This is a genomic window from Aeromicrobium sp. IC_218 (assembly GCF_004336805.1).
In the GTDB taxonomy this organism is placed as follows: domain Bacteria; phylum Actinomycetota; class Actinomycetes; order Propionibacteriales; family Nocardioidaceae; genus Aeromicrobium.
The window spans coordinates 271,151-291,766 of the sequence record NZ_SJXM01000004.1 but is presented as its reverse complement, the minus strand read 5'-3'; the positions used below and the strand labels follow the sequence as shown (position 1 = coordinate 291,766).

Below are 20,616 nucleotides of genomic sequence, written 5' to 3'. Positions count from 1 at the left end.
TCAGCGCGCCACGGACGCGGCGTACGCCGTGCGGCGCACCGCCCGGCGCAGCGTGGCCAGCACCGCCGGTCCGAGCACGACGATCGCGACCGCGGTGGTGATCGCGCGTCCGGTGTCCCAGCCGCCGGTGGACGTGAGCAGCGTGTAGACCAGGAACCGGTGCAGGTTCTCCAGCAGCGGGTCGCCCGGCACGACAGCCAGTGAGCCCTCGTGCCCGGGCACCGAGATGCCGAGCAGGTACGGCCAGCTGGTGAGGTTCATCAGGAGCCCGTAGGCGTACGACGCGAGCACCGCGTAGACCACCAGCAGCGCGATCTCGGCGCGCCCGCGGGGGCGCCGCGGCAGCAGCCCGGCACCGAGCCCGACCCAGGCCGCGCACAGCATCTGGAACGGCAGCCACGGCCCCACGCCGGACGTGAGCAGCGCCGAGGCGAACATCGAGGTCGCGCCGAGCAGGAAGCCGAAGCCGGGCCCGAACACGCGTCCGCCCAGCACCAGCAGGAAGAACACCGTCTCGAACCCGGCGACCCCGGCGCCCAGCGCGCGCAGGGCGGCGTTGACCGCGGTGAGCACGCCGAGCATCGCGAGCGTCCGCGAGTCCATGCCGCCCTCGGAGAGCTCGGCGACCACGACCACCACGAGGAGCGGCAGCAGGACGAGGAAGACGTACGGCGGGTCCGAGCGGGCGCCGGTGCCGTTCGGGTCGACCTTCAGCAGGAGCGGCCAGACGAACATCAGCAGCCCCGCCACCGAGGCGGCACTCAGCACGACCGCCGACCGCAGGCCCATCCGGACGCGCACCCCGTCGCTCACGGCGTGCCTTCCAGCGCCTCGCGGACCTGCGGGACGGTGAGCCAGCCCTCGCCCAGCACCTTCGAGACCTGCGGCGAGAACGCCGGGGACTCGGCCAGCACCTGCACGACGTCGCCGCTGGAGACGACCTCGCCGTCGGCCAGCACCACCACGCGGTCGGCGACCTCGGCCACGAACTCGACGTCGTGGGTCGCCACCACGACGGCGTGGCCGTCGCGGGCGAGGTCCTGCAGCACGCCGGCGAGCGCGTCCTTGCCGGCGTAGTCGAGCCCGCGGGTGGGCTCGTCGAGCTCCAGCACCCGCGGCCGGGCCGACAGGGCGATGGCCAGGACGAGCGAGAGCCGCTGGCCCTCGGACAGGTCGCGCGGGTGGTGGCTGCCGGGGACCCCGGGGGCGAGCCGGTCCAGCAGCGCGCGGCAGGTGCCGGAGGGCGCGGACGCCTGGCGGTCGGCGGCCGCGCACTCCTCGTCGACGGTCTCCAGGTACAGCAGGTCGGACGCGGTCTGCGGGACGAGCCCGACCAGGCGACGGGCCTCGCTGCTGCCGAGGTCGTGCGGGTCCCGGCCCTCCACCTCGACGCGTCCGGAGCGGCGCCGGCCGGTGCCCTGGACGGCCCACAGCAGCGACGACTTGCCCGAGCCGTTGCGGCCCATGAGCGCCGTGACCTCCCCGGCCCGCAGCTCGAGGTCGACCCCGTCGACGGCGACGCGGGAGCCGTACGCGACCGAGACACCCCGGGCGCGCAGCAGCACCGCGCCCGGCACGGTCGGGACGTCGGCGGGCGGCAGCTCCCCCAGGCGTCCGCGCAGGCCGTCGAGCCGGCGGCGGGCGTCGCGCACCGACAGCGGCAGCGGGTCCCAGCCGGCGAGCCGGCCGAGCTGGACGATCGGGGGCGCCACCGGCGAGTCCTGCAGGAGCCGGGCCGGGTCGCCGCTGCGCACGCGGCCGCCGGGCTCGACGACGACGAGGGTGTCGGCGAACGGCACGACGCGCTCCATGCGGTGCTCGGCGACGACGACGGTCAGGCCGAGGTCCTCCACGAGCCGGCGCAGCGTGCCCAGCACGTCCTCGGCCGCCGTCGGGTCGAGCGCGGACGTCGGCTCGTCGAGCACGAGCACCCGCGGGTGCATGGTCAGCACCGAGCCGATCGCGACGCGCTGCTGCTGGCCGCCGGACAACGAGCGCAGGGACCGCGAGCGCAGGCCGGCCAGGCCGAGCAGGTCGAGCGTCTCCTCCACGCGGCGGCGCATGGTGGCCGGGGCAAGGCCCAGCTGCTCCATGCCGTAGGCCAGCTCCTCCTCGACCGAGTCGGTGACGAAGCCCGCGAGCGGGTCCTGCGACACCGAGCCGACCAGGTGCGCCAGCTCCCGCGGCGGCGTGTGCCGGATGCTCGTGCCGTCGACGAGCACGTCGCCGACCAGCTCGCCGCCGGTGAAGTGCGGGACCAGCCCGTTGAGGGTGCCCAGCAGCGTGGACTTGCCGACGCCGGTGCGGCCGGCGACGAGGACGAGCTCGCCCTCCTCGACCGTGAGGTCGACGTCGCGCAGCACCCAGTCGCCGTCGGGCCGGCCGTCGTGGTCGAGGTGGCGGAACCCCACCTGGCGCAGCGCGATCATCGCAGCGCCTCCTGCGGCCGGGCCGGCTCGTCGGCCGTCACCGCGGCGTCCAGCGGCGGCGGAGGGGCCAGCACCGCCGGGGCCAGCGCGACCAGGACGAGCGCCAGCGCCCCCGCCGTGAGGGTGGGTAGCTCGGTCAGCGGCGGGTTCACGACGAGCGGGTCGTGGCGCGCCAGAAGCTGGACGCCGACCGCGACCAGCAGGCCCGACGTGGCGACGCCCAGCTCGGCCGGCCGCCAGCGCGGGGGCCGGTACCGCGTCCGGCGCACCCGGCGCCCGGCGCTGAGCAGGCCGCCCGCGGCGAGCAGCACGCCGAGGACGAGCATCCAGCCACCGAGCAGGGCCGGCGCGGTCGGGTCGAGCACCGCGTAGGCGCCGACGCCGACCCCGACCAGGCCGGCGAGCAGGAGGGTGCCGGTGACGGCGCGCTGCCCGCGGGTCTGGTCGCCGGACCGGCCGTAGCCGCGGGTGTCCATGCCCGCGGCGAGGGTCATCGAGCGGTCGAGCGCGTCCTCCAGCACCGGCACGACGAGGCGGCGCAGGGCACCCACGCCCTTGCCGGCGTCACCGCGCAGGCGCCGGGCCGTGCGCACCCGCTGGACGCTCTCCACGAGCTGCGGGAACACGGTGAGCGCGACGACCAGCGCGGTGCCCACCTCGTACAGCGCGGGCGGCAGCGAGGCCAGCAGCCGGCGCGGGTTCGCCAGGGTGTTGGCCGCCCCGACGCACAGCAGGATCGCGGCGAGGCGCAGGCCCTCGTACAGCCCGGACAGGACGGCCGAGACCGAGATCGGCCCGAGCAGCTGCACGCCCGCGGCCCACTGCGGCAGCGGGATGCTGGGCAGCTCCACCAGGTAGGGCTCGCCCTGGTCGCCGCCGAGCAGGGCGTAGAAGGACACGCGCAGCACGATCACCAGCAGGGCCAGGTAGGCGTAGTAGCGGAAGCCCAGCGCCCACGGCGCGTCCCCCCGGCGCAGCACCACGACGGCGCCCGCGGCGAGCACGAGCAGCACGAGCAGCCACGGGTTCGTGGTGGCCGAGGCGCACGCCGCCAGCCCGAGGGCCCAGGTCCACCAGGCTCCCGGGTGCAGCTCGCGGCCCGGCCGGGTCACCTCAGCCGCGCCGGCGGCGCGAGGCGGCGACGATGGCCGCGACCAGCGCGACGACGAGCACCGCCCCGACCACGAGGGCCACGGTGCTCGGCGTCGAGGAGTCCTCCTCCTCGACCGCCTCGTCACCGGCGGGCTCGTCGGCCTCGGCGTCGGCCTCCAGCTGGGCCCGCACCTCGTCGCCGGGCAGGACGCTCGGGGCCGCGGCCGCGTTCGCGTCGGCGGTGATCGGCTCGTAGGACAGGCCGACGTAGCCGCCACCCTCGACGGTCTGCTCGGCGACGCCCTTCTGCGCGTACGACCAGGCGTCGGCGTCCGGACCGGCCAGCGAGATCGCCCAGTAGGCCTCGTCGGAGTACGTCCGGCAGTCCTCGTCCTGCGGGCTCGGCAGGTCCTCGACGCGGCAGAGGGCGGCGTCGCCCTCGTTCGTCGTGCCGGCGGTCCTCAGCCCGGCCGTGCGCAGGGTCTCCAGGACGGTGCTGCCGTCGGCGTCCTCGGCGCACAGGATCTGCGGGTCGGCGCCCAGCTCCTTGTAGTCGACCACCACCGCCACGTCGCCCGCGTCGCTGCAGTCCGGCGCCGCGTGCGCCGCCGGGGCGGCGAGCACGAGCGAACCCGCCGTGACGACGGGGAGCAGGAGGGCGGCGAGACGACGGTTCATGCGAGTCCTTCCGGCTGCGGCGCGGGAAGGGAGGGCCCTGCCCGCTGCGTTCCGCGACAGCCTGGGGGTCAGACGTCCCGGCGGGCGTTCCGGCTCGCCACCGGCGAGGTGGCCTACGGCTGCGGGTCAGCGCCGGACTTGGACCGGCTTCCCCCGCGTGGGACGAGTGGTGGATCTGCCCGGTCGGGCAGGGGAACCATACCTCCGCCCGACGCGACGGGCGAAGTCGGCGACCCGGAACTAGGGTGCCGCCATGACGCTCAGCGAACAGCTCCGGATCGCCCTGGACGGCAAGTGGCGCCACGTGCGCGAGCAGGCCCGCGTCGAGCTCGCCGGCATGGACCTGCTGTACGACCCCACCCTCTCGATGGACCAGGCGCGCGACCGCGTGCTCGAGCAGCTGCGCAAGTTGGTCCCCACCGGCATCCCGGCCGCCGGGTTCACGGTCGAGAACGGCGGGCTCGGCGACCCGGGCATGTCGGTCACGGGCATCGAGATGCTGGCCCAGTTCGACCTGTCGCTCATGGTCAAGGCCGGCGTCCAGTGGGGACTGTTCGGCGGGGCGATCGAGAACCTCGGCACCAAGCGCCACCACGACGCGTACGTCCGCGACCTGATCAGCTGCGACCTGCTCGGCTGCTTCGCGATGACCGAGACCGGGCACGGCAGCGACGTCCAGAGCCTGGAGACCACCGCGACGTACGACCCCGCGACGCAGGAGTTCGTCATCGACTCGCCGACCCCGTCGGCGCGCAAGGACTACATCGGCGGCGCCGCGGCCCACGCCCGCGTGGCGGCCGTGTTCGCCCAGCTGCGCACGCTCGACGAGGACCACGGCGTCCACTGCTTCGTCGTGCCGATCCGCGACGAGGACGGCAACGACCTGCCCGGCGTCACGACGTCCGACTGCGGCCCGAAGGGCGGCCTGGGCGCCGTCGACAACGGCCGCATCCTGTTCGACCAGGTGCGCGTGCCGCGCGAGAACCTGCTCAACCGCTACGGCGACGTGGCCGAGGACGGCACGTACTCGTCCCCGATCGAGAGCCGCAACGCCCGCTTCTTCACCATGATCGGCACGCTCATCCGCGGCCGGGTCAGCGTCGGCGGGTCCGCCGGCGCCGCGGCCGAGGTGGCGCTGAGCATCGCCGGCCGGTACGCCGTGCAGCGCCGCCAGTTCGTCGGCGTGGACGAGGAGGCGCGGCTCATCGACTACCGCGTGCACCAGCGCCGGCTGCTGCCCCTGCTCGCGCGCGCGTACGCCTTCCGGTTCGGCCAGAACCAGCTCGTCGCCCGCATGCACCGGATGCAGTCCGGCGGCACGCCCGACGCGCAGAAGCAGCGCGAGCTCGAGGGCCGCGCGGCCGGCCTGAAGGCGGCCCAGACCTGGTACGCCACGCGCGCCATCCAGGAGGCCCGCGAGATGTGCGGCGGCGCCGGCTACCTCGAGGAGAACCGGCTGACCCGGCTGCGCGCCGACACCGACGTGTTCACCACCTTCGAGGGCGACAACCACGTGCTCATGCAGCTCGTGGCCAAGGAGCAGCTCACCGCGTACGCCCAGGAGGTCGGCGGGCTCGACCCGGTCGGCATGGTGCGGTTCGTGGCCGGCACGATCACCGACGTCGTGCGCGAGCGCACCGCGGCGCCGACGCTCATCCAGCGGCTCATCGACGCCCGGCCGGGCAAGGACGCCGAGCACGACCTGCTCGACCGGGGCACGCAGCTGCAGCTGTTCGAGGACCGCGAGGAGCACCTCATCGAGACGGCGGCGCGCCGGCTGCGCCGGGCCGACAAGGAGGACCCGGCCCAGGCGTTCGCCGTCTTCAACCAGGCCCAGGACCACGTCGTGCGGGTGGGCGTCGCCCACATCGACCGCATCGTGCTGGAGGCGTTCACCGCCGGCATCGCGCGCTGCGAGGACGAGGAGGCCGCCGAGCTGCTGCGCAAGGTCTGCTCGCTCTACGCGCTGAGCGTCGTCGAGGAGGACGCCGCGTGGTTCATGGCGCACCACCGGCTCACCGACTCGCGGGCCAAGCAGGTCACCATCGAGATCGACCGGCTGCTGGCCGAGCTCGCCCCGCTGACCCTCACGCTCGTCGAGGGTCTCGGCGTCCCCGAGCACACCCTCGGCGCCGCCATGCTGGAGGGCTGACGGCCGCTCCCCGTGACCGACGTCCCGGGCCGTAACGCTTTGTCCCGGGACGTCGGTCCCGGTTCTGGCGAGACGGTCCCTTCCAGCGCGACGCCCCGCACAGGAAACCGATAACCTCCGCACAACTTGTTCACTCGTCCCCCGGGGGTCCACTCCATGCGTCTCACCCTGTCGCGCCGCCTGGCCACTGCCAGCACCGTCGCCATCACCGCCGCGGCCGTCGCCTTCGCCGGCACGCCCGCGCACGCCGCTCCGGCGTCCACCAGCAGCCAGACCCAGGCCGCCGCCGTCGGCTCGGTCCGCGTCGCGGTGTCCCACACCCTGCTCAACAAGTACAGCTCGACGGTCTACGCCAACGCGCGCGTGACCTACTCGCTGCCCGAGCGGGCGACCGTCACGTCGGCCTCGGGCGAGCTGTGGATCGGCGGCAAGAAGCGTCGCGTCATCTCGCTGCCGACCTACAACTCCAGCAACGTCTCCTTCCCGCGCAGCTCGGGTGCCGGAGTCGCCCAGATCCGCAACATCAAGGCCTGGGGCTACTACTACAGCGCCGACTACAGCACCCGCACCACGTTCGGCCTGACGGCGACCAGCAACGTCTTCCAGATCCGCCGCACGATCGACAGCTCGGCGCTGCTGAAGCTGCGCAAGAGCGGCTCGAAGATCCGCGTGAGCGGCACCAAGTGGCGCGCGATCCAGCCGAACGGCCGGTGGGCCCGCGTGTCGCAGGTGCTGGTGCAGAAGAAGAGCGGCCGCAAGTGGAAGACCATCAAGAAGGTCCGCCCGAAGAGCAACGGCTCGTTCAAGTTCTCGTACCGCTCGAGCAAGAAGGCCAACTACCGCGCGCTGGTGAAGACCACCACCTCGCTGCAGGGTGGCGCGACGCGCAACGTCAAGATCTGACGCACGCTCCAGGCACGGCGCCGGCTCCCCTCGGGGACCGGCGCCGTCGTCGTTCCTAGGCGGGGAAGTCGCCGGCGGCCGAGCGCATCGCGCGCAGCAGGTCGAAGGCCTGGCGCTGCTGCTCCGGGGCGAGCCCGTCCACCGCGAAGTCGATGTCGTGCAGCGCGCGGGTGGCCTGCTCGACGACGCGGCGGCCCTCCGCGGTGAGGCTGGCGAGCGTGCGGCGGCGGTCGCTGCCGTCGGCCTCGCGGACGACCAGGCCCTGGCTCTCGAGCCGGTCGATGGCGTTGGTGACCGACGTCGGGTGCACCATCAGCCGCTCGCCGATCTTGCTCAGCGGCAGGGAGCCGGCTCGGCTGAACGAGATGAGCACGAGCACCTCGTAGCGGGCGAACGTGATGCCGAACGGCTTCAGCGCGGCGTCCAGGCGGGCCAGCATCAGCTGCTGGACCCGCATGATCGAGGTGGCCAGCAGCATCTCGTCGGTGGCCTCGCCGAAGTGCTCGTGCCACAGCTGGCCGGCCCGCTCGATGGGGTCGAAGTCCAGCCGGGACGTCTCGGTCATGGGGGTGACCCTAGCGCGCGGACGTCTTCCGTCAATTCATTGGATGTCCTACTATCGGGGTTCCAACGAAGTTCTCGGAGGCCCCTCCATGTCCGACCTGCACCAGCCCGTCCACCCGGTCCGGTTCGTCACCGCGTCCGCCCTGTTCGACGGGCACGACGCGTCGATCAACATCATGCGCCGCATCCTGCAGTCGCAGGGCGCGGAGGTCGTGCACCTGGGCCACAACCGCTCGGTCGCCGAGGTCGTCGACGCCGCCGTCGAGGAGGACGTGCAGGGCGTCGCGGTCAGCTCCTACCAGGGCGGTCACGTCGAGTACTTCGAGTACCTCGTCGAGTCGCTGCGCGAGCGCGGCGCCGGGCACGTGAAGGTCTACGGCGGCGGGGGCGGCGTCATCGTGCCCGAGGAGATCGAGCGCCTGCGCCGCGCCGGCGTCACCGTGTTCAGCCCCGAGGACGGCCAGCGGCTCGGCCTGCCCGGCATGATCAACACGCTCGTGCGCGAGTGCGACGTCGACCTGTGGGAGCAGGGCCCGGTGTCGCTGGACGCCGTCCTGTCCGGCGACCGCGCCGCGCTGGCCCGGGCGATCACCGGGGCCGAGCTCGGCCACCTGGACGACGGGACCCGTGAGGCCGTCCGCGCCGCCGCCGAGCGCTCGACCGCCCCGGTGCTGGGCATCACCGGCACCGGCGGCTCGGGCAAGAGCTCGCTCACCGACGAGATCGTCCGCCGCTTCCGGGTCGACCAGCAGGACAAGCTGCGCGTCGCCGTCGTCGCGGTCGACCCGACCCGGCGCAAGGGCGGCGGCGCCCTGCTCGGCGACCGCATCCGGATGAACAGCCTCGACGGCGACCGCGTCTACTTCCGCTCGCTGGCCACCCGCGGCGACCGCGAGGTGCCCGAGGCCCTCACCGACGTCATCGCGCTGCTCAAGGCGGCCGGCCACGACCTCGTGGTCGTCGAGACACCGGGCATCGGCCAGGGCGACGCGGCGATCGTGCCGTTCGTCGACGTCTCCATGTACGTCATGACGCCGGAGTTCGGGGCGGCCTCGCAGCTGGAGAAGATCGACATGCTCGACTTCGCCGACGTCGTGGCGATCAACAAGTTCGAGCGCCGCGGCGCCAAGGACGCCCTGCGCGACGTCGGCCGCCAGCTCGTCCGCAACCGCGAGGCGTTCGGCAAGCGGCCCGAGGACATGCCGGTGTTCGGCACCTCGGCGGCCACGTTCAACGACGACGGCGTCACCGCGCTGTACCAGCACCTGCGCGGGCTGCTGGCCGAGCGCGGGCTGGCCGTCGCCGAGGGCACGCTGCCGGTCGTGGACGTGCGCCACTCCAGCGGCATCGCCCAGGTCGTCCCGCCCGAGCGCACGCGGTACCTGGCCGAGATCGTCGAGACGGTGCGCGGGTACCACGCCGAGACCGTCCGGCTGGCCGGTCAGGCGCGACGGCTGCAGCGGCTCGAGGCCGTCGCCGCCGAGCTGCCCGACAGCGCCGACGTCGCCGCGCTGGCCGAGCGCGCCCGCGAGGACCTGCCCGGCGAGGTGCGCCGCCAGCTCGACGGCTGGGCCGACGTCGTGGAGTCCTACGCCGGCGACGAGCAGGTCGTGCGGATCCGTGACAAGGAGATCCGCACCCGTCTGACCCGCGAGTCGCTGTCGGGCACCAAGGTGCCGCGGGTGAGCCTGCCGCGCTTCACCGACCACGGCGACCTGGTGTCGTTCTGGCGGCGCGAGAACCTGCCCGGTTTCTTCCCGTTCACCGCGGGCGTGTTCCCGTTCAAGCGCGACGGCGAGGACCCCGCCCGCATGTTCGCCGGCGAGGGCGACCCGTTCCGCACCAACCGCCGCTTCAAGCTGCTGTCGTCGGACTCGGAGGCGACCCGTCTGTCGACCGCCTTCGACTCGGTGACGCTCTACGGCCGCGACCCCGACCTGCGACCCGACGTCTACGGCAAGGTCGGCACGTCCGGCGTCTCGGTCGCGACGCTGGACGACATGAAGGCGCTGTACGACGGGTTCGACCTCGTCTCGCCCACGACGTCCGTCTCCATGACGATCAACGGACCGGCGCCGACGGTGCTGGCGTTCTTCCTCAACACCACCATCGACCAGCAGGTCGACGCGTTCCGCGAGCGCGAGGGCCGCGAGCCCGACGCCGCCGAGCACGAGGAGCTGCGCCAGCGGGCGCTGCAGAACGTCCGCGGCACCGTGCAGGCCGACATCCTCAAGGAGGACCAGGGCCAGAACACCTGCCTGTTCTCCACCGAGTTCAGCCTGCGGATGATGGCCGACGTCCAGGAGTGGTTCATCGAGCAGGGCGTCCGGAACTTCTACTCGGTCTCGATCTCGGGCTACCACATCGCCGAGGCCGGGGCGAACCCCATCAGCCAGCTCGCGTTCACCCTCGCCAACGGCTTCACCTACGTCGAGGCCTACCTGGCCCGCGGCATGGACGTCGACGCGTTCGCCCCCAACCTGTCGTTCTTCTTCTCCAACGGCATGGACCCGGAGTACTCCGTGCTCGGCCGCGTCGCCCGCCGCATCTGGGCGGTCACGATGCGCGACAAGTACGGCGCCAACGAGCGCAGCCAGAAGCTGAAGTACCACGTGCAGACGTCCGGCCGGTCGCTGCACGCCCAGGAGATGGACTTCAACGACATCCGCACCACGCTGCAGGCGCTCATCGCGATCTACGACAACGCCAACAGCCTGCACACGAACGCCTTCGACGAGGCCGTGACGACCCCGACCGAGGAGTCGGTGCGCCGCGCCCTGGCGATCCAGCTGATCATCAATCGCGAGTGGGGCCTGGCGATGAACGAGAACCCGCTCCAGGGCTCGTTCGTCATCGACGAGCTGACCGACCTCGTGGAGGAGGCCGTGCTGCGCGAGTTCGAGGCGATCAGCGAGCGCGGCGGCGTGCTCGGCGCGATGGAGACCGGCTACCAGCGCGGCCGCATCCAGGACGAGTCGATGCTCTACGAGCACCGCAAGCACGACGGCTCGCTGCCGATCATCGGCGTCAACACGTTCCGCAAGCCCGACGCCGAGACCGAGCCGCCCGTCGTCGAGCTGGCCCGGGCCACCGAGGACGAGAAGCGGTCGCAGCTCGAACGGGTCCACGGCTTCCAGCAGGCGCACACGTCCGAGGCCGAGGCGGCGATCGCGCGGCTCAAGGAGGCTGCGGTCAACCACGAGAACGTCTTCGCCGTGCTCATGGACGCCGCCCGCGTGTGCTCGCTGCAGCAGGTGACCGAGGCGTTCTTCGAGGTCGGCGGCCAGTACCGCCGCAACGTGTGAGGATGCGTCCGTGAGCAACCTTCCGACCGTCGACGAGGTCGTGCAGCTGCCCGCCGTCCGCGAGGGCGTCGTGCCGCCGGAGTACCTCGACGAGAACGACCACATGAACATCGGGCGCTACCTCGAGGAGGCCAGCCTCGGCCTGTGGCACCGCACGATCGAGATGGGCATGGGCCCGGAGTACATCGAGGAGCGGCGCCAGACGACGTTCACCGCCGAGCACCACCTGACCTACCTGTCCGAGCTGCGGCTGGGCGACGCGATCTCGGTGCACGTCCGCTTCCTGGAACGCTCGGACAAGGTCCTGCACACGCTCACGTTCATCGTCGACCGCACGCACGGACGGCTCGCCGCCACCGTCGAGGCGACGCTGATCCACATGAACTTCGACAGCCGCCGGCCCGAGCCGTTCCCGGACGACGTGCTGCCCGAGATCGACGTCGAGGTCGCCCGCTCCGAGTCGCTCGGCTGGGCCGCCCCCGTCTGCGGCGTCATGGGCGTCCGCCGGCGCTGACCTACCAGCCGGTCTCGCGGCAGGCGGTGCCCTCGCGGGGCTCGACCTGCAAGGTCGCGTGCTCGACGTCGTGCTCCTCGCGCAGCAGGGTGCGCGCGTCGTCCAGCACCGCGGCCAGCTGCTCGGGCCGGGACGCCACCAGGTGCGCGGTGGCGACGTTCATGCCGGACGTGAGCGTCCAGACGTGCAGGTCGTGCACGTCGTCGACGCCGTCGATCGCGGCCAGCCCGCGGGCGACCTCGTCGACGTCCAGGCCGGCCGGCGCGTGCTGCGCGAGCACCGCCAGCACCTGACGCCCGAGCAGCACGGCCCGCACCGCGACGAACGCGCCCACCGCGAGCGCGACCACGGTGTCCCACCAGGAGTCGCCGGTGGTCGCGACGAGCACCCCGGCGGCGATGACGCCGACCGAGCCGGCCGCGTCGGCCACGACCTCCTGGTAGGCGGCGCGCACGTTGAGGCTCTCGCCCGCTCCCCCGGCCAGCAGCAGCATCGACACGACGTTGACCGCGAGACCGAGGCCGCCGACCACGATCATCGGTGCGACCTGGACGTCCGCGGACTCACCGATCCGACCGACCGCCTCGACCACCACGTAGGCGGCGACGCCCAGCATGAGCAGCACGACGAACCCCGAGGCGAGCACCTCGGCCCGGTAGGAGCCGAACGTCCGGCGGCCGGTGGTGTCGGGACGGGTTGCGACGTGCGTGGCGGTCAGCGCGGCACCGAGGGCGACGACGTCCGCGGCCATGTGGCCGGCGTCCGACAGCAGCGCGAGCGACCCCGAGACGAGGCCGGCGACCAGCTCGACGACGAAGAAGGCCAGCACCAGCACGAACGCGGCGGCGAGCCGCCAGCGATGGCGTCCGCCCGCGTGCCCGTGCGCGTGGCCGTGTCCGTGCCCGGCGCCCATCAGCGGCCCTCGGCCTGCGTCGGGCAGAGCGTGACCTGGTCGCCGGTCGCGGCGAGCAGCCGCTCGGCGCCGGCCAGCAGGGCGAGCACGGCGTCGGGGTGCGCCACCCGGTACACCGAGGCGCGGCCCACCGGACGGACGTCCACGAGCCCGCAGTCGCGCAGGCAGGCGAGGTGCTGGGAGACGGTCGACTGGGCCAGGCCGAGGTGGTCGGTCAGCTCGCGCACGTTGTGCTCGCCCAGCAGCAGGTGCCGCAGGGTCGCGACCCGCGAGGGGTCGCCGAGCGCGCGGAACAGGCTCGCCGCGGACGCACTGGCGGCCCGCTCGTCCGGGATCGACGCCGTACCCATCATCGTCATGTGCCGATGCTATCCGTCGCAGCCGATGTGACGCCAGGCCTAAGAGCACTCTCACGGGTCTCGCCGCTTCGACCCGGCGCGTCGGGGTACTGGCGTGCCGATAGGCCGGACACCGAGGTCCGGCCCCGCCGAAGGAGGCAGTCATGGACTGGTGGGTCTGGCTCATCATCGCCGTCGTCGTGGTGGCGATCATCGCCGCGATCGCGGCCGCCGCACGCAAGCGCTCCGCCGCGCACCGGCACGAGGTCGAGCAGCGCCGGCGCGCCGAGGCCGCGAAGATCCGTGAGGACGCGAAGGCCGAGGAGATCGCCGCGCAGCGCCGCGAGGCCGCAGCAGCGTCGGCCCGTGCCGACGCGCAGGAGGCGCGGCTCGAGGCCGACCGCCTCGAGAAGACCGCGCACGAGCACGAGCACGAGGCCAACCGTCGCGCCGAGGCGCTCGACGAGGCCCGCGCGAAGGCCGACCGGCTCGACCCGGACGTGGACGAGCACGGCCGCACGTCCGGCGCCACCGAGCACCGCACCACCGAGGTGACCGAGGTGACCGAGCACGATCGCGTGATCGATCCCGACGCGACCGATCGGGGCCACAAGCACTGAGTACGCTGCGACGCATGACGGGCACGGACGACCTCGGGACGTCCGTGCCCGTCGTCCGTCCGGCCCGTCGCGTCGTCTCGCTCGTCCCGTCGCTGACCGAGGCGCTGGCCGCCACTCGGCCGGACGCGCTCGTCGGCGCCACCGACTGGTGCACCCACCCGGCCAACCTCGAGGTCACCCGGTTGCGGGGCACGAAGAACCCCGACCGCGCGGCGATCGAGGCGCTGAGACCGGACCTGGTCGTCGCGAACCAGGAGGAGAACCGCGAGCTGGACGTGCGCCGCCTCCGCGAGGCCGGCGTGCCGGTCTGGGTGACCGACGTCCGCACCGTCGACCAGGCGTTCGCGTCGATGCGTCGCCTCCTCGACGAGGCGCTCGGCTGGGGCGTGCCGGCCTGGCTGGAGCAGGCCGAGCAGGCCTGGTCCGCGCCACCACCGCCGAACGGACCCCGCGTCGTCGTGCCGATCTGGCGCGACCCCTGGATGGCGGTCGGGTCCGACACCTTCACCGGCGACGTGCTGCGCCGGCTCGGCGCCACCCACGTGCTGGCCGACGCCGAGGGCCGCTACCCGCACGTCGAGCTCGACGACCTCGACCGCGACGGCGTCGACCTCGTGCTGCTGCCCGACGAGCCCTACGTCTTCACCGCCGACGACGGCCCCGAGGCGTTCACCCACGTCCCGACGCGGCTCGTCTCCGGGCGCCTGCTCACCTGGTACGGGCCCTCGCTCGTCCACGCGCGCGACGAGCTCGCCGCCGCCCTCCGCTGAGCAGCGTCCTCGTCGGCAGGTGTGGACGCGAAAGGACCACGATCACGGGGATCGTGGTCCTTTCGCGTCCGGATCTCGGCGGAGCCGAGGGCGGGTGCGCTGCTAGCGGCGGCGGCCGCGGGGGCTGACCTTGGCCCGCTCGAGCACGTGCGGGTCCTTGGCCTCGATCGGCGGCGTCTCGCCGATGATGACGTTGTGGCTGCCCCACAGCAGGTACTTGGCGCCGAGGTTGGTCAGCGTCGCGAACCGGTTGCGGTTGCCCAGCAGCATGAAGATGTGCAGGCCGACCCAGATGAGCCAGGCCAGGAAGCCCTTCATCTTGGGCATGAACCGGATCTCGGCGACGGCCGAGGCCTTGCCGATCGTGGCCATCGTGCCCTTGTCGAAGTACTTGAACGGCTTGACCGTCTCGCCGGCCAGGTCGGCCTTGATGTACTTCGCGACGTGCTTGCCGCCCTGCATGGCCGGCTGGGCCAGCTGCGGCAGCGCGTCGTCGGGGTTGATCGACACGTCGCCGATGGCGAAGACGTTCTTGAGGCCGTGCACACGCAGGTGCTCGTCCATCTCGATGCGCTGGCCGCGACCCTGCGGGACGTTCCAGTTCTTGACCACGTCGTGGGCGGTGATGCCCGAGGCCCAGACGACGATGCCCGACTTGAGGAACTCCGGCTCCTCGTCCTTGCGCTGGACGAGCACGCCGTCGGCACGCACCTCCTTGACCGAGGTGCCCAGGCGCAGGTCGACGTTGCGCTTCTCGAGCGAGCGCTTGGCGTAGTCGCGCAGCTTCGGCGCGAACGGCGCGAGGACGAAGTCCTGCATCTCCACCAGCGTGATGTGGACGCGGGACGGGTCGATCTCGGGGTACGCCACCGGCAGGTCGTTGTTGCGCAGCTCGGCGAGCGCACCGGCCGTCTCGACGCCCGTGGCGCCGCCGCCGACGACGACGAGGCGCAGGTCCTCGTCCTGGCCGTTGACCGCGGCGTTCTCGAGGTAGGCGAACATGCGGTCGCGCACGGCGAGCGCCTGGGAGCGCTTGTAGAGCGGCAGCGAGTGCTCGGCGGCACCCGGGATGCCGAAGAAGTTGGCGGTCACGCCGCAGGCGATGACCAGGTAGTCGTACTGCAGCTCCAGCCCGCCGTCGAGGTGCACGAGACGCTGCTCGTGGTCCATCGAGGTGACGGTGCCCTTGAGGAAGATGACGTTGTCCTGCTTGGCGCGGACCGCGCGCAGGAACCAGGTCACGTCTCCGGGGTTCAGGCTCGCGGTGGCGACCTGGTACAGGAGGGGGTTGAAGGTGTTGTACGCGTGCCGGTCGATCAGGGTGATGTCGACGTCGGCCTTGCGCAGGTTGCGGACGACGTTGAGCCCGCCGAACCCGCCACCCACGACCACGACGTGGGGGCGCGTGCGCTCCTCGGTGGAGTTGTCAGCCATGCCTCCATCGTAGTCCCGGGCCTCCGGGGCCTCACGTCGGAGGGCAGGTCAGCGGGATGATAGCCAGGCGCGGGCGTCCTGGCGTGTGATCCACCACACGACGAGCGCGGCCGCGGCGGCCCACGGCCAGCCCATCGGGACGGCGGCGAGGCCCACCACGAAGGTCACCGCGCACATGACCAGGGCGAAGACGCGCGAGCCCTTGACCCGGGCCAGCAGCAGCCCGCCGGCCAGGGCGCCGAGCAGCGAGACGACGGTCAGGATGCTGCAGCCGATGAACATCCAGCGGGCGAGCGTCTCGGCGTCGGTGTTGAGCTCGCGGACGCTGTCGGCCATGAGCGGCTGGTCCTGGAGCAGGCGGACGTACTCGTCGGGCGAGACCAGGTAGAGCAGGGCGTTGAGCCCGGCGACGGCGGCCACGACACCGGCCGAGGAGAGCATCACGATGGCCGCGGTGAGCACGGACGCCGGGCGACGCGCGGCGGTCGCGGCCGGGCCCCGCCATGGCTGGACAGGGTACGGCTGCTGCGCCTGCTGCGGGGCGGGCGGGCCGGCCGGGGTGACGGCGGTGCGCTGCGAATCCGCGGTGGCGCCGGCCGGGGGCGCGGCGAACGGGTCCGGACGCGGCGGGGTGGGCGCGGCCGTCACGCGTCCGTTCTTGGCGGCGTACCAGGTGCGGGCCTCGGGCGACCACAGGTAGAAGGCGCAGCCGATCGCGAACGCGGCCGGGAGCAGGCCGAGCAGCCCGACGCTGACGAACACGAGCGCGAGCAGCGCCGCCGTGACGGTCAGCAGCACGCGCGAGGCCTGGTGGCCGCGAGCGGCGTAGACGGCCAGGACGATGCCCGCGGCCGCGCCGGCGGCAAGGACGTTGAGCAGCACCCGCAGCCAGGAGAGCACCGTGTCGACGCTGAGGTCGACGCCGACCGGGCCGTCGAGCGCCTCGGCGACCTGCTCCTGGAGCTCGATCGAGCCCCACTGCGAGAGCGTCGAGATGAACTGCAGCAGCAGGAACCCGCAGGTCAGGCCGATGAACAGGCACGCGACGGTGACCTTCGGCGGGCGGGGCAGCGGCTTGTCGTTCACGCCGTCATCCCATCATGGCCGGGCAAGCGCGGGCTCGCGCGTGCGCTCGAGGACGCGCAGGGACCCGGTGACGGAGACCTCCGCGAACTCGCCGGAGTCCAGCGCCTCGCGGTAGATGCGGTACGGCGCCTGGCCCCCGTCGTCGGGGTTCGGGAAGACGTCGTGGATGACCAGGACGCCGCCGACCTTCACCCACGGCGCCCAGCCGTGCAGGTCGTTCCGGGCGTGCTCGTCGGTGTGGCCGCCGTCGACGAAGACCAGGTCGAGCGGGGTGCGCCACCAGCGGGCGACGTCGACCGAGCGTCCCACGACCGGCGTCACGACGTCCTCCATCGCGGCGTCCGCGAGGGTGCGGCGCAGCAGCGGGAGGGTGTCGAAGCGTCCGTCGTCGCCGACCAGCGAAGTGTCGTGGTACTCCCAGCCGACCTGGTGCTCCTCGGAGCCGCGGTGGTGGTCGATGGTCACGACGGTGCCACCGGACTGGCGCGCCGCGTGGCCCAGGTAGACGGTCGACTTGCCGCAGTACGAGCCGATCTCGACGGCGACGCCGCCGCGGACGAACTGCTGGGCGGCCGCGTGCAGCGCCAGCCCCTCGTCCTCGGGCATGAAGCCCTTGACGCGCTCGACGAGCTCGGCGAGGTCGGGCGGGAAGGTCACGAGGCCAGGCACGGGCAGGGCTCCTCGGGGTAGGCGGCGAGGTCCTCGCCGGGGGCGGTCGCGGCGAGGCCCTCGCCGCGGAACAGTCCGTTCGCGCCGGTGGTGCGGCTCAGCGCGTCGGCGGCGAGCAGCACGGTGGCGGCGGTCCAGGTGGACGTCTCGACCGGCCAGCGCTTGCCGTCGGCGTACACGAGCCCGGTCCAGTACGAGCCGTCGTCGTCGCGCAGGTGCTGCATCGCGGCGAGCATCGCCACCGCGTCGTCGTGGCGGCCGGCGGCGTCGAGCGCGAGCACGAGCTCGCACGTCTCGGCGCCGGTCACCCACGGGTGGTCGTGGACGCAGCGGATGCCCAGGTCATCGACGACGAACTCGTCCCACCGCTTGTCGAGCAGGACGCTCGCCTCGTCGGGGTGCAGCGCGCCCCCGAGCACCGGGTAGTACCAGTCCATCGCGTGGCGGCCGCGCGGGGAGAACCGCTCGGGGTGCTCGTCGAGGGCGTGACGCAGCCGGGCGGCGGCGTCCTGCCAGTCGGTGACGTCGACGCCGACGACCCGGCCGAGCGCGATCGCGCAGCGCAGGCTCATGTGGATCGACGCGTTGCCGGTCAGCAGCGACTCGTCGGCGACGCTGCCGTCGGCCGAGCGGGCCCAGCGGACGGTGCCGTCGTCGGCCTGCAGCGTCAGCACGGCGTCGACCGCGGCGCGCACGACCGGCCAGGTGCGGGCGAGCACGGCGTCGTCCCCGGTGACGCGGTGGTGGTGCAGGGCGCCGACGGCGACGTAGGCGCAGAAGTTGGCGTCGACGTGGTCCTCGACGACCTCGCCGTCGACGTACTTGGCCGCCCAGGTGCCGTCGTCGGCCTGCGCCTCGCCCAGCCAGGCGAACGCCCGGGCCGCGGCGTCCGCGTGCCCGGCGACGGTGAGCCCCATCGCGGCCTGGACGTGGTCCCAGGGGTCGACGTGGCCGCCCGGGAACCACGGGATCGCGCCGGACGGCAGCTGGACCGAGGCGATCCAGTCACCGGTCGCGGCGGCCTGCTCGGCGGTGAGGACGCCGGGCACCTGGGGCAGGGGCATGCTCAGGCGGGCTTCCGGAAGTACAGCGCCACGCTCTTGCCGATGAGCGGGTCGAGCGCCTTCTCGGCCAGGCGGGTGGCCTTGGGCGCCTTCATCATGTCCCACACCAGCAGCCGGTGGTACGCCTGCACGAGGCGGCTGTCCTCCTTGTTCACGCCGACCGCGCACTTGAGCCACCAGTACGGCGCGTGGAGGGCGTGCGCGTGGTGCTGGTGCGTCGGGACCATGCCGGCGTCGCGCACCTTGGCGCGCAGCTCGTCGGCCTTGTAGATGCGGATGTGGCCGCCCTCGTTGGCGTGGTACTCGTCCGACAGCGCCCAGCAGACCCGCTCGGGCAACCAGCGCGGCACGGTGACCGCCAGGACGCCGCCCGGACGCAGGATGCGCACGAGCTCGCTGATCGCCTGGTCGTCCTCGGGGACGTGCTCGAGGATCTCCGACGCCAGGACGACGTCGAACGAGCCGTCCGCGTACGGCATGTCGAGGATCGTGCCGGGCTGCACCGAGCCGGTGCCGGTGGGCGGCACCTCGCCGGCGACCTCGAGCGCGCCGAACATCTCCTCGACGCCCTTGAGCTCCTGGGCGTCCAGGTCGAAGGCGATGACGTCGGCGCCGCGGCGCAGCGCCTCGTAGGAGTGGCGGCCCGCGCCGGCTCCCACGTCGATGAAGCGAGTGCCGGGTCCGACGCCGAGACGGTCGAAGTCAACGGTCAGCACGGGTGTCCTCCTGGTGCAGCGCGACGGCCGCCTCGTACGTCTCGACCGTCGCGCGCGCGACGGCGATCCAGCTGAACTTCTCGAGCGCTCGGGCGCGGCCGGCCTCGCCCATGCGGGCCCGCTCGGCGGGGTCGTCGAGCACGCGTCCCAGGGCGGCCACGAGCGCGTCCACGTCGCCGGGCGGGACGAGCACGCCGGCGCCGGACTCGCGCCCCACGACCTCGGGCAGCGCGCCGGCGTCGCTGGCCACGACGGGCGTGCCGGACGCGAGGGCCTCGACGGTCGGCAGCGAGAAACCCTCGTACATCGACGGGACGCACATGACCTCGGCCGAGGCGAGCAGCGCGGCGAGCTCGGCGTCGCTGACGCCGGTGACCGGGTGGACGACGTCCTCCAGGCCCAGCTCGGCGATGCGGCGCTCGCTGTCACCGCCGGGCTCGAGCCGGCAGACGAGCTCGAGGTGCACGTCGTCGCGCTCCGTGCGCAGCTTGGCCACGGCCTCGAGCAGGTGCCGGACGCCCTTGAGCGGCTTGTCGGCGCTGGCGACCGCCACGATGCGGCCGGGCACCCGGACGCCGTCGAGCGGCGGGGCGAACAGGTCGGTGTCGACGCCGAGCGGGACGACGCGGATGCGCGAGCGGTCCATGCCGAAGTCGGCGGCGGTGTCGTCCGCCGAGACGCTGGAGACGCCGAGCACCACCTGCAGGCGGCGGGCGACGCGCTTCTGCATCGGCAGGAAGGAGTAGAAGCGGCGCAGGCCGAAGCGCTGCTTCCAGCCCTGCGCGGAGGCGAGCTCGACGCGCAGGTCGCGGGTGATCGGGTGGTGGATCGTCGTCACGAGCGGCAGGCGGCGCTGCACCGCGAGCATCCCGTAGCCCAGGCCCTGGTTGTCGTGGACGACGTCGACGCCGGCGCCGTACCGACGCAGGTGACGGGCGGCGCGGAGGCTGAAGGTGAGCGGCTCGCTGAAGCGTCCGGTCTTCGTGACGACGTACTCGAGCACGTCGATCCAGGACGTGAACTCGCTCAACCGCGGCGTCCGGAACGGGTCGGGCTCGCGGTAGAGGTCGAGGCTGGGCAGCTTGGTGAGCGTGACCCGCGGGTCGAGCGTCTCGGGGTACGGCTGGCCGCTGAGCAGCTCGACGTCGTGGCCGAGGTCGGCCAGGCCCTTCGCGAGGTGCCGGACGTAGACGCCCTGGCCGCCGCCGTGCTCCTTGCTGCGGTAGGAGAGCAGGGCGATGCGCACGAAGGCCCTCCCTTTCGCTCTCCCGACCAGTGGTGGCCCATCCTACGGGCGCGTAACCACGCCTCTCGGCGGGTGGCCGCGATCACGTCGCGCATGGCCGAGGGCACCGCGCGGGCGCCGGTA

The 20,616-nt window shown here is 73.1% G+C and carries 19 protein-coding genes and 1 riboswitch; of the genes, 6 read left to right on the top strand and 13 right to left on the bottom strand.

All coding sequences use genetic code 11. The features are described 5' to 3' along the window. From E0W78_RS07275 to E0W78_RS07260, 4 genes are read right to left on the bottom strand one after another with little or no spacing between them, the layout of a single operon-like run. Positions 1-813 (bottom strand): ECF transporter S component, encoded by an 813-nt coding sequence (locus E0W78_RS07275; RefSeq protein ID WP_242686264.1) that lies wholly within the window; start codon positions 811-813, stop codon positions 1-3. After that, on the bottom strand, positions 810-2,429 hold the full coding sequence (locus tag E0W78_RS07270) for an ATP-binding cassette domain-containing protein (protein WP_131403185.1): 1,620 nt from the start codon (positions 2,427-2,429) through the stop codon (positions 810-812). Before E0W78_RS07270 ends, E0W78_RS07275 begins: the two co-directional genes overlap by 4 nt. Then, complete coding sequence (locus tag E0W78_RS07265; RefSeq protein WP_131403184.1) at positions 2,426-3,541, bottom strand: energy-coupling factor transporter transmembrane component T; 1,116 nt, start codon at positions 3,539-3,541, stop codon at positions 2,426-2,428. Before E0W78_RS07265 ends, E0W78_RS07270 begins: the two co-directional genes overlap by 4 nt. A 1-nt stretch (position 3,542) precedes the next feature. After that, positions 3,543-4,199, bottom strand: a complete 657-nt coding sequence (locus E0W78_RS07260; RefSeq protein WP_131403183.1) for a hypothetical protein — start codon at positions 4,197-4,199, stop codon at positions 3,543-3,545. Positions 4,200-4,281: 82 nt separating this feature from the next. Then, a riboswitch (cobalamin riboswitch) is annotated at positions 4,282-4,353 on the bottom strand. A gap of 99 nt (positions 4,354-4,452) precedes the next feature. Here E0W78_RS07260 and E0W78_RS07255 point away from each other — a divergent pair. Both E0W78_RS07255 and E0W78_RS07250 read left to right on the top strand, forming a co-directional pair. Beyond that, positions 4,453-6,351, top strand: a complete 1,899-nt coding sequence (locus E0W78_RS07255; protein ID WP_131403182.1) for an acyl-CoA dehydrogenase — start codon at positions 4,453-4,455, stop codon at positions 6,349-6,351. Positions 6,352-6,507: 156 nt separating this feature from the next. Then, positions 6,508-7,254 carry a hypothetical protein gene (locus E0W78_RS07250; protein WP_131403181.1) on the top strand — a complete coding sequence of 249 codons (747 nt, stop codon included), beginning with the start codon at positions 6,508-6,510 and terminating at the stop codon, positions 7,252-7,254. A gap of 55 nt (positions 7,255-7,309) precedes the next feature. Here the strand turns inward: E0W78_RS07250 and E0W78_RS07245 are convergent, their stop codons facing one another. Beyond that, entirely contained in the window at positions 7,310-7,819 is a 510-nt protein-coding gene (locus E0W78_RS07245; protein WP_131403180.1) for a MarR family transcriptional regulator, read from the bottom strand. 88 nt (positions 7,820-7,907) lie between these two features. Here E0W78_RS07245 and icmF point away from each other — a divergent pair, with 88 nt between their 5' ends. Further along, positions 7,908-11,123 (top strand): fused isobutyryl-CoA mutase/GTPase IcmF, encoded by a 3,216-nt coding sequence (gene icmF / locus E0W78_RS07240; protein ID WP_131403179.1) that lies wholly within the window; start codon positions 7,908-7,910, stop codon positions 11,121-11,123. 10 nt (positions 11,124-11,133) lie between these two features. Continuing rightward, positions 11,134-11,637, top strand: coding sequence for a thioesterase family protein (locus E0W78_RS07235; RefSeq protein WP_131403178.1), 504 nt, complete (start codon positions 11,134-11,136; stop codon positions 11,635-11,637). Position 11,638: 1 nt separating this feature from the next. Here the strand turns inward: E0W78_RS07235 and E0W78_RS07230 are convergent, their stop codons facing one another. Continuing rightward, on the bottom strand, positions 11,639-12,550 hold the full coding sequence (locus E0W78_RS07230) for a cation diffusion facilitator family transporter (protein ID WP_131403177.1): 912 nt from the start codon (positions 12,548-12,550) through the stop codon (positions 11,639-11,641). Continuing rightward, complete coding sequence (locus E0W78_RS07225; protein WP_131403176.1) at positions 12,550-12,909, bottom strand: metalloregulator ArsR/SmtB family transcription factor; 360 nt, start codon at positions 12,907-12,909, stop codon at positions 12,550-12,552. The genes E0W78_RS07230 and E0W78_RS07225 overlap by 1 nt, the downstream gene beginning before the upstream one ends. A gap of 143 nt (positions 12,910-13,052) precedes the next feature. Here E0W78_RS07225 and E0W78_RS07220 point away from each other — a divergent pair, with 143 nt between their 5' ends. Next, entirely contained in the window at positions 13,053-13,508 is a 456-nt protein-coding gene (locus E0W78_RS07220; protein ID WP_131403175.1) for a hypothetical protein, read from the top strand. A 14-nt stretch (positions 13,509-13,522) separates the two neighbouring features. Beyond that, positions 13,523-14,278 carry a helical backbone metal receptor gene (locus E0W78_RS07215; protein ID WP_131403174.1) on the top strand — a complete coding sequence of 252 codons (756 nt, stop codon included), beginning with the start codon at positions 13,523-13,525 and terminating at the stop codon, positions 14,276-14,278. A 102-nt stretch (positions 14,279-14,380) separates the two neighbouring features. On the opposite strand, the gene E0W78_RS07210 is transcribed toward E0W78_RS07215, so the two are convergent. From E0W78_RS07210 to E0W78_RS07185, 6 genes are read right to left on the bottom strand one after another with little or no spacing between them, the layout of a single operon-like run. Then, positions 14,381-15,712, bottom strand: coding sequence for an NAD(P)/FAD-dependent oxidoreductase (locus E0W78_RS07210; RefSeq protein WP_131403173.1), 1,332 nt, complete (start codon positions 15,710-15,712; stop codon positions 14,381-14,383). A 48-nt stretch (positions 15,713-15,760) separates the two neighbouring features. Beyond that, on the bottom strand, positions 15,761-16,798 hold the full coding sequence (locus tag E0W78_RS07205; RefSeq protein ID WP_131403172.1) for a hypothetical protein: 1,038 nt from the start codon (positions 16,796-16,798) through the stop codon (positions 15,761-15,763). A gap of 12 nt (positions 16,799-16,810) precedes the next feature. Next, positions 16,811-17,467: a class I SAM-dependent methyltransferase gene (locus E0W78_RS07200; protein WP_242686263.1), complete on the bottom strand. Its 657-nt coding sequence runs from the start codon at positions 17,465-17,467 to the stop codon at positions 16,811-16,813. Then, the gene (locus E0W78_RS07195) at positions 17,452-18,531 is read right to left on the bottom strand and encodes a prenyltransferase (RefSeq protein WP_131403171.1); all 1,080 of its coding nucleotides are present in this window, start codon (positions 18,529-18,531) and stop codon (positions 17,452-17,454) included. The genes E0W78_RS07200 and E0W78_RS07195 overlap by 16 nt, the downstream gene beginning before the upstream one ends. A 2-nt stretch (positions 18,532-18,533) precedes the next feature. Continuing rightward, a complete protein-coding gene (locus E0W78_RS07190) occupies positions 18,534-19,247 on the bottom strand; it encodes a class I SAM-dependent methyltransferase (RefSeq protein WP_131403170.1) in 714 nt (237 codons plus the stop codon). Then, the gene (locus E0W78_RS07185) at positions 19,234-20,493 is read right to left on the bottom strand and encodes a glycosyltransferase family 4 protein (RefSeq protein ID WP_131403169.1); all 1,260 of its coding nucleotides are present in this window, start codon (positions 20,491-20,493) and stop codon (positions 19,234-19,236) included. The genes E0W78_RS07190 and E0W78_RS07185 overlap by 14 nt, the downstream gene beginning before the upstream one ends. Positions 20,494-20,616 lie beyond the last annotated feature (123 nt).

Coding starts and splice junctions, on each gene's coding strand:
- E0W78_RS07250 (WP_131403181.1), top strand. CDS start 6,508: ATGCGTCTCACCCTGTCGCGCCGCCTGGCCACTGCCAGCACCGTCGCC.
- E0W78_RS07255 (WP_131403182.1), top strand. CDS start 4,453: ATGACGCTCAGCGAACAGCTCCGGATCGCCCTGGACGGCAAGTGGCGC.
- icmF (WP_131403179.1), top strand. CDS start 7,908: ATGTCCGACCTGCACCAGCCCGTCCACCCGGTCCGGTTCGTCACCGCG.
- E0W78_RS07220 (WP_131403175.1), top strand. CDS start 13,053: ATGGACTGGTGGGTCTGGCTCATCATCGCCGTCGTCGTGGTGGCGATC.
- E0W78_RS07230 (WP_131403177.1), bottom strand. CDS start 12,550: ATGGGCGCCGGGCACGGACACGGCCACGCGCACGGGCACGCGGGCGGA.
- E0W78_RS07260 (WP_131403183.1), bottom strand. CDS start 4,199: ATGAACCGTCGTCTCGCCGCCCTCCTGCTCCCCGTCGTCACGGCGGGT.
- E0W78_RS07210 (WP_131403173.1), bottom strand. CDS start 15,712: ATGGCTGACAACTCCACCGAGGAGCGCACGCGCCCCCACGTCGTGGTC.
- E0W78_RS07270 (WP_131403185.1), bottom strand. CDS start 2,429: ATGATCGCGCTGCGCCAGGTGGGGTTCCGCCACCTCGACCACGACGGC.
- E0W78_RS07245 (WP_131403180.1), bottom strand. CDS start 7,819: ATGACCGAGACGTCCCGGCTGGACTTCGACCCCATCGAGCGGGCCGGC.
- E0W78_RS07215 (WP_131403174.1), top strand. CDS start 13,523: ATGACGGGCACGGACGACCTCGGGACGTCCGTGCCCGTCGTCCGTCCG.
- E0W78_RS07225 (WP_131403176.1), bottom strand. CDS start 12,909: ATGACGATGATGGGTACGGCGTCGATCCCGGACGAGCGGGCCGCCAGT.
- E0W78_RS07195 (WP_131403171.1), bottom strand. CDS start 18,531: ATGCCCCTGCCCCAGGTGCCCGGCGTCCTCACCGCCGAGCAGGCCGCC.